General features: G+C 33.9%; 15 protein-coding genes and 3 pseudogenes. 17 read left to right on the top strand and 1 reads right to left on the bottom strand.

The genetic code is table 11. From position 1 onward, the window contains the following. The first annotated feature begins 165 nt into the window (after positions 1–165). The 14 genes and pseudogenes from L3V42_RS11220 (at position 166) to L3V42_RS18525 (ending at position 13,373) form a co-directional block, all read left to right on the top strand. Complete coding sequence (locus L3V42_RS11220) at positions 166–1,089, top strand: diacylglycerol kinase (RefSeq protein WP_235764045.1); 924 nt, start codon at positions 166–168, stop codon at positions 1,087–1,089. A gap of 1 nt (position 1,090) precedes the next feature. Beyond that, positions 1,091–2,458 (top strand): 23S rRNA (uracil(1939)-C(5))-methyltransferase RlmD, encoded by a 1,368-nt coding sequence (gene rlmD / locus L3V42_RS11215; RefSeq protein WP_238472006.1) that lies wholly within the window; start codon positions 1,091–1,093, stop codon positions 2,456–2,458. Positions 2,459–3,576: 1,118 nt separating this feature from the next. Then, entirely contained in the window at positions 3,577–4,128 is a 552-nt protein-coding gene (locus tag L3V42_RS11210) for an HD domain-containing protein (RefSeq protein WP_238472005.1), read from the top strand. Between the two features lie 316 nt (positions 4,129–4,444). Continuing rightward, positions 4,445–5,407, top strand: a complete 963-nt coding sequence (locus tag L3V42_RS11205; RefSeq protein WP_235764048.1) for a helix-turn-helix transcriptional regulator — start codon at positions 4,445–4,447, stop codon at positions 5,405–5,407. A gap of 121 nt (positions 5,408–5,528) precedes the next feature. Beyond that, positions 5,529–6,389: a hypothetical protein gene (locus L3V42_RS11200; RefSeq protein ID WP_238472004.1), complete on the top strand. Its 861-nt coding sequence runs from the start codon at positions 5,529–5,531 to the stop codon at positions 6,387–6,389. 182 nt (positions 6,390–6,571) lie between these two features. Continuing rightward, entirely contained in the window at positions 6,572–7,831 is a 1,260-nt protein-coding gene (locus L3V42_RS11195) for a WG repeat-containing protein (protein WP_238472003.1), read from the top strand. A 211-nt stretch (positions 7,832–8,042) separates the two neighbouring features. Next, on the top strand, positions 8,043–8,483 hold the full coding sequence (locus L3V42_RS11190) for a hypothetical protein (RefSeq protein ID WP_235764051.1): 441 nt from the start codon (positions 8,043–8,045) through the stop codon (positions 8,481–8,483). Positions 8,484–8,561: 78 nt separating this feature from the next. After that, positions 8,562–8,909, top strand: a complete 348-nt coding sequence (locus L3V42_RS11185) for a hypothetical protein (RefSeq protein WP_235764052.1) — start codon at positions 8,562–8,564, stop codon at positions 8,907–8,909. A 314-nt stretch (positions 8,910–9,223) separates the two neighbouring features. Next, positions 9,224–9,406, top strand: a pseudogene (locus tag L3V42_RS18690) (WYL domain-containing protein); the annotation flags it as partial. Positions 9,407–9,442: 36 nt separating this feature from the next. Further along, positions 9,443–9,769, top strand: a complete 327-nt coding sequence (locus tag L3V42_RS18685; protein ID WP_500797182.1) for a WCX domain-containing protein — start codon at positions 9,443–9,445, stop codon at positions 9,767–9,769. A 373-nt stretch (positions 9,770–10,142) separates the two neighbouring features. Next, entirely contained in the window at positions 10,143–11,441 is a 1,299-nt protein-coding gene (locus tag L3V42_RS11175) for a hypothetical protein (protein WP_238472002.1), read from the top strand. Positions 11,442–12,144: 703 nt separating this feature from the next. After that, positions 12,145–12,366, top strand: coding sequence for a type II toxin-antitoxin system RelE/ParE family toxin (locus L3V42_RS11170; RefSeq protein WP_340455720.1), 222 nt, complete (start codon positions 12,145–12,147; stop codon positions 12,364–12,366). A 12-nt stretch (positions 12,367–12,378) separates the two neighbouring features. Continuing rightward, positions 12,379–12,801: a hypothetical protein gene (locus L3V42_RS11165; protein ID WP_235764055.1), complete on the top strand. Its 423-nt coding sequence runs from the start codon at positions 12,379–12,381 to the stop codon at positions 12,799–12,801. A gap of 167 nt (positions 12,802–12,968) precedes the next feature. Continuing rightward, positions 12,969–13,373 (top strand): EAL domain-containing protein, encoded by a 405-nt coding sequence (locus L3V42_RS18525; RefSeq protein WP_369010274.1) that lies wholly within the window; start codon positions 12,969–12,971, stop codon positions 13,371–13,373. Here the strand turns inward: L3V42_RS18525 and L3V42_RS11160 are convergent. Beyond that, positions 13,331–14,071: pseudogene (locus L3V42_RS11160) on the bottom strand (IS4 family transposase); the annotation flags it as partial. The gene L3V42_RS18525 and the pseudogene L3V42_RS11160 overlap by 43 nt on opposite strands. 100 nt (positions 14,072–14,171) lie before the next feature. On the opposite strand from L3V42_RS11160, the gene L3V42_RS11155 reads away from it, so the two are divergent. The 3 genes and pseudogenes from L3V42_RS11155 (at position 14,172) to L3V42_RS11150 (ending at position 15,302) form a co-directional block, all read left to right on the top strand. After that, entirely contained in the window at positions 14,172–14,726 is a 555-nt protein-coding gene (locus tag L3V42_RS11155; RefSeq protein ID WP_235764056.1) for a PilZ domain-containing protein, read from the top strand. Between the two features lie 23 nt (positions 14,727–14,749). After that, a pseudogene (gene sda, locus L3V42_RS18520) lies at positions 14,750–14,914 on the top strand (sporulation histidine kinase inhibitor Sda); the annotation flags it as partial. A gap of 16 nt (positions 14,915–14,930) precedes the next feature. Further along, positions 14,931–15,302 (top strand): response regulator, encoded by a 372-nt coding sequence (locus L3V42_RS11150; protein WP_369412887.1) that lies wholly within the window; start codon positions 14,931–14,933, stop codon positions 15,300–15,302. Positions 15,303–15,905 lie beyond the last annotated feature (603 nt).

The following is a 15,905-nucleotide window of genomic DNA, read 5'->3' as shown; positions in this document are numbered from 1 at the left end:
TAGACAAAAAAGGAATAACTGATTTAGAACTTGGCTTTTATAAAAATGCAAGGCTTAAATTTACTGGATATAAGCTCCTACTTTTAAATTTCAGTAAAAAGGATTATGATGGAGAATAGAGTTTACAATGACAGTGGCCCTTATGCTAAACAGGGAGGAATACGAATGAAAAGAGCGCGTGTGATATATAATCCAACTTCAGGGAAGGAGGCAGTTAAGAAAGAATTGCCACTCATCCTAGAAACATTGGAAATCGCGGGCTATGAAACATCTGCCCATGCGACGACAGGCGAGAACGATGCGATGGAAGAAGCGAGGCGTGCGGTCGAGCGAGAATATGATCTCCTTATTGCAGCAGGAGGTGACGGGACGATTAATGAAGTTATCAATGGGATTGCAGAACAATCATACCGTCCAAAGCTCGGCATCATTCCAGCGGGTACGACGAATGACTTTGCAAGGGCGTTGAATATCCCCCGGGATATTAAAAAAGCACTTGAAATAATTGTTGCTGACGAGACAATAGATCTTGATATCGGTAAAGTGAATGACCAATATTTCATCAATATCGCAGGTGGCGGCCGGTTAACCGAGCTCACCTATGATGTTCCAATCAAGTTGAAAACCGTCCTCGGCCAGCTTGCTTATTATATTAAAGGAATTGAAATGCTCCCGTCCTTGAAACCGGCAAGGGCAAGAATCGAGTATGATGGTAATGTTCTCGATGAAGATATTATGTTATTTCTAATATCCAATTCGAACTCGGTTGGAGGCTTTGAAAAGCTTGCACCAGACGCGAAACTTGATGATGGCTATTTCGATATGCTTATTTTAAAGAAAGTGAATTTAGCGGAGTTCATTCATATCGCAAGCCTTGCACTCAGGGGCGCGCATTTGAATAACGATAATATCATTTATGCGAAATCAAAACGGATTAAAGTCACTCCATCAGAGAAAATGCAGTTGAATATTGACGGAGAATATGGCGGTCTGCTGCCAGGTGAATTTGTCAATTTGAACAAGCATATTGAAATCATCGTCCCCGAAATATTTATCCACCAACAAATTGAAGGTTTAAAGGAAGATTAACATGGCAAAATCACAAGCTCCTGTAAAGAAAAATGAATACGTAACATTAACTTTTGAAGACCTGACACATGAAGGAAATGGTGTTGGGAAGGTAGGGGGCTATCCATTATTTGTCCCGAATGGTCTACCTGGAGAAGAAGCAGTCGTGAAAGTAATCAAAGTGAATAAAAATTTCGGGTTCGGTAAATTGATTGAGCTGAAGAGTACAAGTGAAGAAAGGGTTGATCCTACTTGTCATGTGCATTGTGGTGGTTGCCAGTTGCAACATATGAGCTATAACCTCCAACTGCAAATGAAGCAGAATCAAGTACAGAATGTCATGAAGAAGATTGGACATCTGGAACATGTGCTGGTTCATCCAATTATCGGGATGGACAACCCATTTCATTACCGAAACAAAGTGCAAATTCCGGTTGGAGAAAAAGACGGAAAACTTATTACCGGTTATTATCAAAAGCGAAGTCATCGGATCGTTGAAGATTTAGATACGTGCAGCAGCCAGGCCGAGGAAATTAATGAGATTCTTCCGGAAGTGAAAAATATCGCAAACCGGATTGGGATCGAAGCATATGACGAGGAAAACCACCGCGGAGTCTTGCGCCATATCATGCTCCGGACCGGTTATGCAACAAAAGAAATAATGCTTGTTTTAGTCACCAAATCAAATAAACTTCCGGGTAAAGAAATGTTGATTCAGGAACTGACGGAGAAATTTCCCAATATCAAATCCATCGTGCAAAATATTAACGAGCAACGCACGAACCTTATTCTTGGTAAGAAAACGAAAGTGTTATGGGGAGAAGAATATATCCATGATAAAATTGGCGACCTGACGTTTGCCATTTCAGCAAAATCATTTTATCAAGTGAATCCTGTACAAACTAAAGTACTTTATGATAAAGCTTTGGAATATGCCAAGATCGATGAGAATGATGTCGTGATTGATGCATATTGTGGTATCGGTACGATTTCATTATTCTTAGCACAAAAGGCAAAGAAAGTATATGGAGTGGAAGTTGTTCCGGAAGCAATTCAGGATGCAAAAGCAAACGCAAAACTAAACGACATGGATAACGTAGAATTTGTCGTTGGACAAGCAGAGAAGGTTATGCCGGAATGGAAACGTGAAGGTTTAGATCCAGATGTGATTGTTGTGGATCCGCCACGAAAAGGCTGTGCACCGGAGTTTCTTGAAGCGATGATCGAAATGGAACCGAAGCGGATTGTGTATGTATCTTGTAATCCTTCGACATTAGCGCGGGATCTTCGAATATTAGAAGATGGTGGGTATCGTACAATTGAAGTGCAGCCGGTTGATATGTTTCCGAATACGCCGCATGTGGAGTGCGTAGCATTGATGTCTAGGTAAGTGTCTAATTAAAAAAACAATTGGCAGTCATAATAAACTCTTGCTAACTTCACCACCAATTCTGTAAGAATAAACATTTGCTTTTTCAATTTAAAACTCATCAAAAATTCGGGTTTTCCTCACCAGGAGCCCGAGTTTTTTCATGTCTTTTTCCAATAACTTTTCAATACAGTTCTGTACCTAACCATTGATATTACTAGCTTTGTCCAATATCCGATTCAATACTAATTCAATAACAAATCAATACTTATCCAATAATTCCTCTTTGTTCTTCATCTCTTATGTCCATTACTTTTCTTCAATCCATTCCCAAAACTATATTATAACTCTCCAAAAACTATGAAAAACAGCCGAAAAAGGCCCGAAAAACGGTCATTTTTGAACCGAGAAAGTGTGAAAATAGGGGTTCCGTAGCAAAACTTTATTATAACTCAAACGGTGGAATGCGGGTTGGAGGGGCGGAAAAAAGCAGGGGTTTATTATGGTTGTACAGTAAGATGAATAAGAAGAGTTGAAGTATTGATAGAATAAAGTTTACAGGGTTTCTCCTACGGTTATTTAAGTAAGTAAACGGGTGGAACCCCTTTTGTTGTTGGGGTTTAAATGCCTAAAATATGGGTTGACTTGATAGAATAGATTTTCAGTAGGGGAATTGACAAGATAGATAGATGGAGGAAATCATGTTAGATTTAGACAAATTAACATTGCGAAAGTGCATCTATTATAATTAGTCTAAATGTATTATTTACAATATGATTCCTGGAGGATAAGAAGATATCTGAAAGTAGAAAAGTCCATTTCATTCCACCAAGAACTATTTAAAGTGAGAAACGACAAGGGATATATTGTCGAGTCAACTCAAACAGCACGGAACAATTAAATAGTCTAACAAACCAAGTGAGGGAAGGTTTTTTATTCTACTAAAATAGAGCTATCTTGTATGTTGCTATTAGAATATAGAATTGATTAATTAATTATAAGTAACTTATGAGCAATTTCTCCTTGTACAACAAGAAAGAAAAATATTATGTGTATAAAGTTACCCATAGAATGTGGTAGTCTATAATATGTAGTCAGATTTCAATAAACTGACTTCAAATTAAAAAGGAGATGGGTATATGATCAATCGAGCAATTCAGTTTGCTACAGCTTGTCACGTGAATCAAACGAGAAAGGGAACAGACATCCCATATATATTGCACTGTCTTGAGGCAGGAACAATTGCAGCAAATTTGACGAACGAAAATGGTAGAGTTGATAGTGATGTAGTGTCCGCTTCAATACTACATGACACGATAGAGGATGCCTATGTATCTTATGAAACACTTAAAGAAGTATTTAATGAAAACATTGCAAATTTAGTTCGAAGTCAGAGTGAAGATAAGTCTAAAAAATGGATGGATAGAAAACAAAATACACTAAACCGCTTAAAGACAAATAAATCAAAAGACATTGAAATTGCTACACTTGCTGATAAATTGTCAAATATGAGATCTATATCCAAAGACTATGAAATTGAAAAAGAAAAACTTTGGGAAAAATTTAATGCCGGGAGAGAATTACAACATTGGTATTACAAATCCATTGCAGAATCATTATATCAAGTTAGAGGAACAAAAGAATATAGAGAATATAAAGACCTCATTAAAAAAGTTTTTGAAATTAGATAAACTTGTGAAGCTTCACAGTAACAACACCCAACTGGAAGGATCCTACTATAATAGTATGTCTATCTATATTGCCACTGGATTTTAAGTATTCACTACTAATCGACCGGGTAATAAAACCTAGATATATCTTCTTAAATGTCTTATGATTATATAGTCGAATGAATTTCATAATTACCAAAGTCGGCTTTCCCATCACCATATGTAGTTGGGAACGAACCAACTCAACTACATATGGTGATGGTGATGCATTGAATACGTATTATGAAATTCATTAAGTCGTCCACAAAACTATAAGTAGAAGGGAGTATTACAGAATATGTATGATAAAGATTTGTTAGTACTGTATATATTGGAAATATTGTCTGAATATGCTAATGAGGACAAAAAGATCTATCAACAAGATATATTAAATCTATTAGAAAGAAATTATAATATAGAAGTAACGAGAAAAACCCTTGGTAAACGTATTGCTTCCCTGAGATATTGTGGATATATTGAGGGAGAGCGAGGAATTTACAAGAAGAATAAATTCAAGGATGATGAATTAAGAATCCTCATCGATAGTATATTATTTGCCCCATACATACGAGCAGAAGAAGCAAAAGCCATCATAGAAAAATTAAAATCTCTATCCCCTGTAAGTTTAAAAAATAAGAATCGCAATATACATTATGTACAAAGCCTTAGTAGAACAAGTAACGAGAATCTGTATCCTGTATTAGACGAGATCGACGAAGCAATTGAAAAGAGGAAACAGATTAAAATTACGGTATGCCGATTTAATGAACATGCAGAATTAGAAAATGTTCGCACAGAAATCATTCATCCGTATTATATCGTCAACTCTAATTCTAGATATTATGTCATCTGTTATGCGGGGAGAGGAGATCGATTAGAGAGCAGGCGAATAGATAGAATATCAGAAGTAGAAATATTAGTAAAGCCTATCAATCCACTAAGAAACATTATTGGAGAAAGGCAAAACTTTGATTTAGCTAAATATATGAATGAACATATCTATATGTTTAGCGGTGAAAGTGTGCCAATAAAAATAAAAATGAAGAAAGAACATATCGGTATTTTCATCGATTGGTATGGAACGGATTATACAATCAGTGAAAAGGACGAAAATGAAATAATGATACGTGTGAGAGCAAATGAAAATGCAACTTATTACTGGGCATTACAATATGGTCATTTAGTAGAAATTGTAGAACCTCTTAGTTTAAGAGGAAAATTGAAGCAAGGACTTAAAGATATCTTGAAAAAATATGAATAATATCTCTTATGGGAGTTATTTGACACATAACTTTATGTATAGTGAATAATGTAAGGTAGTTAAGACGATTAAGAATAAATGATGTATGAAAGTAAAAATATATATAAAAGGGGATCATAATATGAACAACATAATTACAAAAGAACAATATCAAGCATTAAAAGAAACTGGATTAAACTTCGCAACGATTGCAAGAAAATACTTAACAGAAAGTGAAATCAAGGCAATTCCCTTTCAAAAGGTATTATCCTTAGAGCCAGAAGAAGGTGGTAGCTTTGCTAACTATAGTAGCTTTGCCTATTGGATCGACCAAACGAAAAAGAAAGCTCATGAGGAGGCCGCAGCAAATATAGAGGTGTTACAAGATTGGGATAAGCTACAAGCTGAAGGCGCCACATTAAGATCAGGGTTTGTCTTGTTAGGTGTGAATGCTGGAGCAAAGGGCATCGACTTAAAAGCGGCCGAAGGTACTGAAACATTAGAGCACTTTGAAATGTTTCAAGTACGCAGTATTAAGTCAGGTGAAAGACGTCAACCGATTCCAAGTCCAATAAAATATAAAAATGCTCTGATGCAAAATGAAGACGATAAAGAGTTCTATAATCAGGCAGTGAGTGGAACTTATATGACAGACTTTATAAAAGGATTCCCAACGAGTTATGGACCTGATATTAAAAAAGCAATGAATAAAGCAATAGATAAATTAAATTACGACAAAACTCAAGGAGAAGAGTTCTATAACAACTTCTGTAAATTATTCGGTGAAATCCTAAAGAATGAGCTAGACCTATTAGGTGGTAAAACGCACACGTTAATAGTCATGGGGAAAAATCCAACGCAAAATATTGTTAATGATTTCTTGAGAAGAAGTGGCTTGGATAAGGAGTTCAGGATCGTAAATATAAGCCATTATTCAGGAACACCAAAATCTACAGCATTAGCAGAAGAGCTGAAAGAAGCTTTCACAACTGAAGAACGTTAATTGAAATTGAAGGGGATCATTTCTCCTTGCTAGTATTACTAGAATCATACATAAAATAGAAGGATATATAAAAAGCCCTGAATTCTTCATGAATCTGTGAATTCAGGGTGTTTCATTGTACTGAATGCTATAGAGGGACCATGATCATACGAATCTACGATAGACTAGGAGAGAGTAAACTTATGGATAAAGACAACATGTTAAAAGCTAAACATGGAAAAGTATGTATCATCAATACAGCAGGAAAAATAGTAATCGAACCAGAAATAGAAGTTGATACAATATATTATCCAAGTAATGGTCTATGCCAAGTGGGAAGGGATGGTAAATATGGCTATATAGATGAGACTGGTAAATTGGTCATCCCTTTAAAGTATAAAAAAGTCTTTCCATTTTCTGAGAATGGATTAGCTTTTGTTCTACGTCAAAATGGCTTAGGAGGGTATATTGACAAGCACGATAACTTTGTCATACATCCAATCTATGAATCTGGATCTACCTTTAGATTTGGATTTGCAGCAGTATCGAGAAATGGAGAGTATATATTCATACACGAAGATGGAAATAAAGCAGTCGACCACACATTCAAATATGCAAGTGGATTTGCTGCGTCTGGACTTGCCAAAACGCAGGAATTTGATGGAAGGTATGGTCTGATGGATGCAACAAGTATGCCGGTACTTATCTTGAAACATGGATGTGAATTAGCGGAATTTAAGGGAGATAGTAAGATTACTAAATTTAGAGTGAATGAAAAAGAGGCATTGATAAATTCCCAGGGAGAAATTATCACAGGGTTGAACTATGACAAGGTTATCATTTCACCAAATTCAAAGTTACATCCATTTTTGCGGAATGGTTTATGGGGATACATAGATGATGAAGGTAATGAGATAATAGCCAATATATACAAAGGAGTATCGGAATTTTCGGAATTTAATGTAGCAGCTGTAAAATCATATCATCCATTGGCAGAGAACAATTTAGTCGATTTTTACATAAATGACCGGGATGAAATAATAGACAACAAATTAATAGAATTTATCAACCAACTACTGAGTTACAGATTCTCTAACGTAAGTAGATTTAAGAATGGACTAGCATTAGCAGAGAAAAAAGAAGAAATAAGAGATATCAGTGAAAAACGAGGGAAAGATGAGTGTACAAGAAGTTGTAAAGTCAAAGCAGATGAGGAAGATTATTACGCAGAAAAACTACATGAGGTTGAAATATACTTTAATAGTATGGATAAGAAAGGGATATATAAATTTATAAATGAAGAACTAAGAGCTGATGTAAGAGTATTAGATGTACATGATAATTATGTTAAGTTATTATGGCCCCTTCAACCACATCTAAAATCTGCAGATGTTGAAAATACATTGGATGATGCCCTGAATGATGGAAAACTAGGAAAATATAATTATGATCGGATTGATTGAAAAGTTATGTAAGAAAATTAACTTAAAAATATAGGAATAAGATTCTTATGCGCCAAATATGACCCATTACTTATTATATAATCAAATGTGTAGAGAAGTTAAGATAAATAAGAAAATCTCCTTTTATTCAAAAGGAGATCATAGAATACTCTAGCTTTATCTTTAGGATATGAAGAAAAAGCTTGACATTTACATAGCGGGAGGAATGACTATGAAAAAAGTTGAAGTATTAGTAAGGATGAGATTGGAGAAAAAAATCGTAGTAGAGGTAGAAGATGTTGAGGAAGCAGAGCGTAAAGCAGGAGAGATGATCGATGAAATGGATCGTGAAGAATACAAAGAATTCCTGTCATCATCACGTATGCCTTATGGTGGCCCTTTTGTTGAAAAGGTATCCTTAGAAGCAAAGGTGAAAATGGCGATTGACGGCTTTGATCCATATGTTTTATGTCCAGGCGTTGACGCACCATATGATGAATATGATGGAGAATCTAGCAGAATAGCAGAAAAAATCGAGCATGACATGTCAAAGAAAGAAATTGCAGATATTATAGCTAAGGAATTTACTCGGTCCTTTAATACAGAGTTTACCATAGAAGAATGTATGTGGCCGGCTGAAGAGATATATGATTACTTAAAAAATCAGGTTTAATATGATTCTATAAAATTGGTTCAGTAAGAAAAGAGGTATCAGGCAAGAAGTGAAGTAAACAACACGGAGATGATAGAGATGTCAAACTTCTACTTCTGTAAATTCGGACAGGTAGAAGATATTGAAGTGATCATATATCCAGGAAATATGAGTATTGAACCAGTATTGTTCATAATGGATGGAAAAAAGAAAGTGGAGATTACACTTAGTTCTAATATCTATGAAAACGACTTGGGAGAATTCATGTTACATACAGGATTATCTGGTGAGTATCGAGATGCCGCGAATAAGGTGATGAGAGAGTTAGCTGCAGAAGTTGTAGACTTAGAACACTTCATTAAATATATCCTGAAACCAGCATACAAAGAAAAATTGATGAGCATTATTGAAGAGGAAGAGAAGAGTGGAAGATATTATAAACTTTGAGGTGGGTGCAATGAAGTATCGGACCTCAAAGGTAGGGGGAAAATTCCCAGAAAGTCATAATTACCCATAAATTATCCCGTTTTATATATAAGCGCTATTACTTAAGGAGGTTATGACGGGGCGCGGCACTGACTAACTAACGGAAAAGAGTGTTCGCGTGGGAGGAATAACCTGCTAAGCCTTTTTTTAAATCTTTTCATGCAACGAAAATATCTAATGACATATGAGGCTGTAGTGTGCGTGTACAATCAAGAAAAAATACTTATCTTAGATTTATTAAAAATTTTGCAACAACATACAGATGAAAATCATCGATTAACGCAAAAAGAATTGATCCGGGGGCACGATTAGTTTTAGAGTCGCAAACAGATCAAGATGGTGTTCCGAGAAAATATCTGATTAATCCTTATCAATTGGTGGCGGCAAATGGGCGCTATTATTTAATTTGTAACAATGATCGGTATGATAACATCTCTCACTATCGATTGGATCGGATTACAAACATTGAAAAGCTTAAGGGAAAACGTAAACCGATGGAAGAAGTAAAAGGGCTCGAACAGGGGCTAAATCTGCCAAAACATATGACAGAGCATATTTATATGTTTACAGACGAATCTGTTTCCGTACGTTTAAGATTTAACAAATATTTCCTCAATAAGTTTATCGATTGGTTCGGTACAGAAAATATAACTTTCTCCGATCAAACAGAGGATGAAGTAACAGCTAGGGTTATGGTGAATAGAATAGCTATGAAAAAATGGGCATTGCAATTTTCCCTTCATGTAAGAGTATTATCACCTCAGAGTTTGGTAGATGAGATAAAAAGAGATATTGATCAAACTCGGAAAAACTATCAATAAAAATAACTTTGATAATCTTGTAGAAATTATAGAACAGATTATCTTAAAAAAATTAACAAAGGATTTCAAGTTTTTTTAATCTATTAATTAGTAGAATGTTGGACAGTTTGGCTGGAATGATGATTTTGGAACGTTATTTTTATCAATTGCATTTATTGGCTTAGGTATTCCAATTGGCAGAGGAACAATAAAGTATAAACAACCGAGTCAATTTCATAATTACATTTATGAGCTATATCAACTCAACATCTAGTTGTGAACGATCCAAGACAACTAGATGTTGTATCTTAATGGTGTCAATTCGGGATTGTGAAATTGACTAAACTATAAAATTATAATACATTACAACGTAAAATTTTTCAGGAGCGATTATATGAAGTCATTTATGTCATTCTTTTTGTCATTTTTTATTTTTAATAGCAAGATCATAGAATATTTTCTGCCTTTCTCTACATATATGACCAGTTATAAGAAGAAAAAGAGTGTTATTTATTTGCTTTATTTAATCACTCTAAAACTATCTGTAACGGTCCTAGCTTGGTACCTTGTTACGGTTCCTTTTCTTGAAGCGTATTATCATGGTTATTTTTCGTTTTATTTTCGTTTTATTGGAATACCAGTAGGCATTCTTGCAATAATAGCTATATTCTTCACATATTCATATTTAATGCATAAGAAATTTATGGTTAGAGATCGGAGTGTCAGTGTAACAAGTCTTCTTTTTAATAACTGGATTAAAACATTTTTAAAGATTATTTATTGGCAATTTTTTATAGCAACTTTTTTCATGATGTTTACGAAAAACATGCCTGAACTTAATTCTATTGGTCTTGAAACTCTTGAAAAACATTCTTTTCTTAACCTTTTTACATTGTTTGCAATAAGTATCATCTATGCTTTTACAAATAAATACTTTGAAATAAAAGTTCACCAATATTTTTATTACTTCTTTGACCTATGGTTAAACATAGAGGAATATGAAAATAGAATAAAAGAGCTATCAAAAGATTTTTCTATTCTCTTTACCAAATTCGATAACCACATGTATAGGAGCCACCGAAATCTCGCACGTGATTCAAGAGTAATTGTTTTAAGACATAAATACATCCCAATATCTTTTACGCTAACCTATTATGCAGTAGATTTTGAAAGGCATTATTATGCCGTATACCAGGAGGAATATGCTGCTGGGATAAGACCTTCATATCATAAAAACGTGAAAGAATCTAATATTTTTCCAAGAACGCGAATCATACAAAAGTACTACCCTGAGAAAATAAAAAAACGAGTTAGAGAAGGACGTAGAAAAACATCTGTCCCTATTGGGAAAATACTCATTATTGGTCGAGTGATCACTGTGCTTTTAGTCATTGCTTTGGTCCTTTCTGTGAATCATACTTTTACATGGGAGGATTTTCTTGAACATAGAAAGTCTAATTATTCAGGTATCGCTTTTCTATTAGTTATTTTATTAATTACCTATTTGTTTGCATGGTTTTATACAAATATTGCTATTAGTGTGGGGATGTTTTTTATCATAAAAGAGGCAGATTATTATGCGGAAGAGCCCATAAAGCTTCTTATATTAATTGCTGTCACTATTGTTTTTAATTTAATGGCTATGTCCTTTTGGAAAGAAGAAAAGATAAAAGAGCTTTTATATCTCAGATAATAGAGGTAATTGATACCGAAAAGTCATTATCGAAAAAGCCGAAACAAGAAATGTACTAGTCAGCCTAAGATATATTTAAATAAATGAATTGTTTGTTGAGTTAAATAGCATCATTTAACAATGGAATGCCAATAAGTACATTGATTTTTGCATGATTTAAGGTAAAATGAATATAGATAGTAAAAAAGAGAAGTGCGTCAACACTACTCTTCGCAGCCTCAGCCGTACAGGTGGTGGTTGTCAAAAATTATTTCTTTGTTTGAGAACCACCCTGCTTCCTACGGCGACGGGCGGTTTTCTCTTTGTTTAAAAAGTTTTATTGAAAAAGATATGCACTAATTGCACGCACAATCCCCTTTCAACACTTCTTTTAAAAACTCCAAGAATGTCTCCATGATTATCACCCTTTCCCTCATTAAAGGAAAAGGAACATATGACAACCACCTACTCATAAAACTTTCAGCTGTATTTCTATTTTATCATGAATATATAATTTTTTAAACAAATGACGAACGTACGATCCTTTATTGAAAGCATAAAGATATTTTCATAAGAGACCATTGGAATGCTCGTTTAGTTCTGATTGGTGTAGATTTTTTTAATCGGGTATATTAATTTAGTACATCTCACTAGAAGATGAGCAACATGGAGAACTGTTAATATAATTGAGCCTGAGTATTGACCGCGAGCTTTTAACCGGACCATTGTAACAGATTTATTAGAACGGATAGAAAATAATATCAGGCAATTGAAGGAATTTCCGAATTCAGGTAGTCGACTTGTGGATGAATATCTACAATTGAAAGGATATAGAAGAATTATTGTTGGTTCTTATATCATCTTTTATGTTGTAGATGAGCAGCTGAAACAAGTAATCATTATGCGGATTTTATATGGTAAACGAAAATATCAGGATTTGCTATGAGGTGAACAAACGATGAGTCTAACAAGTTACATTGGTAGTAATGTATCCATTGAAGAAAAGGGATATGAGGAAGAACCTGTGGAGGGTAAAATTTTTGTTGGTCCGAGTTTCTCTGATGAAGGAAGTTTAGATGAAGTAAAAGAAGCGCAGTTTTCAACGACATATGTATATGAAGTAACGTTTAATAGTTGGGGAATGGAACTATCACCTTATCAGGATGAAAAATTTTATGAAGAAAACAAAACTGGTTTGCATCAAGTATGCGAGATGATGGATTCCTATTTAGACGTGGGCGAGTTTTTTGAATTTTATACATGCTGGGTTGGAGAGGAGTTTAATTCGAAGGAAGCGGAAATAACACTCCCAATTCGAGACTGGTATACGGAAGGAATGGAATTAAGGGAACAAACATTGATTCGATTTGTTAAAGGATGATTAAAGATCTATTAACTTGATGTATTAATGGTTCGAATGGCCTATAAAAACATTTGAAAATAAAAATTCAATATGATATGATTATTTAATGTTGGAATTCATTTTCCAAATTCCGATAAAAAGTGACATTAAGTTTTATAGTAGGGAGTATGAATAATTGAATATTAATGAAAAGGATCAATTTCAACATATGTTGGATAATAGTTTGTACCATCATTTTTCAACTCATAACCGATATTCACGATTCTAAAATCTTAGGATATGAGGGTTTATTACGATCAAGCTGTACTAAAAATCCAGAATCACTATTTAATACAGCAATAAATTTAAAAAAGATATTTGAATTGGATTTATACTCAATTAATACGGCGATACAGACTTTTAACGATTACGTAGATAAAACTACCTCAGACACTCACTTGTTTTTAAACATCCACCCAACTACTCTTGTTTCGCCAAACTTCAAAAATATATTATGTGATAGAATTGAAAATTCAAAAATAACGACTAATTGCCTTGTATTAGAGACTCAATTTTCGCAGCTCAAACTAGGCAGGTACACCTTGATATAACTAGGTAAGCCCGCAAACCAATACTGTAGTTGACTTTTGATTAACTTTTTGAATTTCTTGTTCGTTTTATTCAAAGCATCTTCAAGAAGCTCGATTAGCTGTTGTAATGCAACTGACTAATCCAGTTCATTTACTTCGCCACAAAGTTCATAAAACATTCCGCCAAGTGTGCGGTCATCTGTACTACAGCGATTTTGCCAAGACAAAAGGATATATCTTGAAAAGACAATAGTCGTGTGGCTAATTAGTAAATCATAGGATCTACCTTGAAATTCCTTTTGTAATTTCAATAGGGATTTTGTCGCCTTGAAAAAGCCTTCAATGTCCCAGCACATTCCATAAATTCGAATAATTTCTGTTTCTGTTAAGGTACAGTCTGTACTTAAGATAGCTAACCATTCACTTCTTTTATTACGATTTCGAACGAATACAACTTTTACTGGTACTCCGTTTGCCATCGTTGTATGAATGGAACGCAAGATACTTTTGTTTCCTGAAGTTGGTGTCGCTAGAAGATAAAGCTCTTTTAAACTAACACGTTTTTCACCAATCAAATAACGTTGATTGGTAGCTTTCACCATGCGAATCACATCCATACCTTGTTCCACAATAGATTGAATTAGTGGCTGCTGGGTAAACCAGCTATCCATTAACACATAAGACGTATCTATTCCTGCAGAAAGTGCACGAGATATCATTGATTTACAGCAAACTCATTAGATATTGATTATGTACAGGGGTTTTTAATGGGAAAGCCAGATAAATTAAGCAAATTAATGATATAGCAGGTGATTTAAATTGAATAGTATATTCTTGATAATGTTTTTAATATTATTATCATTTTTTTCAATTTTTTTAATAATGTTATTAATTTATAGGAAATATTCAAAGCAAAAAGAAATGGATATTAAAGAACTGAATGAACAAATAGTATCTTTAGAAGAAAAATTAAAAGATAAAGAGAGAAGAAATTTTCTACGTCTTCCAATAGGCAATGAAGTATGTAAATTTTACATACTAAAAATTGGTGACAAAGATATTGATTTAGTTAAAAACCGTATGGGAGAAGGAATAATAAGTGACATTAGCTTTACTGGATTACACTTAGAATCAATATATAATCTGCCTGTTAAAGATGCTGTTGAGATTAAAATGGAATTCGAATTTGATAATCACGAATTTGAAATAAGAGGATTATTGATGCGAAAAGAGGAGCACATTAATAGTAATAAACTTATTTATGGCGTTAAATTCATTGAAGCAGAAACTAGGGCGCAAAATGACCTAAACAAATTGATTAGAAACAAAGAACTTGAGAAAAGAAGAAAAATGCTTGAGCAAAAGGAAGTTTAATATGAAATCCTTATTTATCTAATAAGACAATAATTGAGCCGTATAAAAAAGCCATTGAACTCAAAGTGGACGTGCAGTTTAAAATAATCTTAAAAGAAGAAATGTTGAGAAGAGGGATTGATTTTAATATTAAAAAGCGAAAAACGTTAAATAAAATAATACTCTTTTCTAAAAAACTAGTAAAATAAAATTAGTAAATAAAAAGTGGTGATTACTATATACAGCATACTTTTAGTTGATGATTCATCCTTTATGAGAAAGTATATTGCAAATATACTGAACGATACGAAAAAATATAATGTCATAGCTGAAGCTTCAAACGGTCGAGAGGCAATACTAAAATTTCACTCATATAAACCAGATATAGTTATAATGGATGTAACTATGGATGAGATGGACGGAATACAAGCGCTAAAACATTTAGTAAGATTATATCCAGGAATTAAGGTTATTATGTGCTCATCTCTAGGTCACCACTTTTATGTAGACGAGTGTTTAAAAAATGGAGCAAAGGCTTTTCTTGTTAAGTCCAACCTTAAAGAAATTTTAAATGTATTGGATAAGGTAGTTGCTTAACTATATTTATTATTCAAGTATACTATATAAAGCAGATAAAAACTTCATTAACATTGCGGACATAAGTGAATGAATTTCATAATTACCAAAGTCGGCATTTCCATCACCATATGTAGTTGGGAACGAACCAACTCAACTACATATGGTGATGGTGAAGCATTAAATACGTATTATGAAATTCATTAAAGTATCTTTTTAAAATTATTTTACACAAATTTTACACATTTCATACAAAAAACCTTGTGAGATCAGTGTTTATAGACTTATATCGATCCCGGTCACTGATTTCGAAGAGCTTTATCAAGAAAAGATACCTCGCCTAATAGATTTGAAATATCATTCTATTACAGACGCTGTGTTAGAACTTGATAGTTGTTGGTAATATACAGCATATTTTTATGACTTCTCAGGAGAACTTATATAATAATGAGGCTTCCGTATCATGAATTTAAACTAAATGGATCACACATTTGATGCTATTGAAGTCTCCGATTGAATAAGAAAGGTTTATATATTAGAATATAGACAGTTGCCCGCATCAAGTGCGGCGGGGATTTGTCAGGATAAAGTAATCACTCAACTAGCCAGGATAAGCTGAGGGTG

This window comes from Oceanobacillus alkalisoli (assembly GCF_022213125.1).
GTDB classification, from domain to species: domain Bacteria; phylum Bacillota; class Bacilli; order Bacillales; family Amphibacillaceae; genus Oceanobacillus; species Oceanobacillus alkalisoli.
Note: the sequence above shows the minus strand (reverse complement) of the source record. Positions and strands in the feature narration are given on the sequence as shown.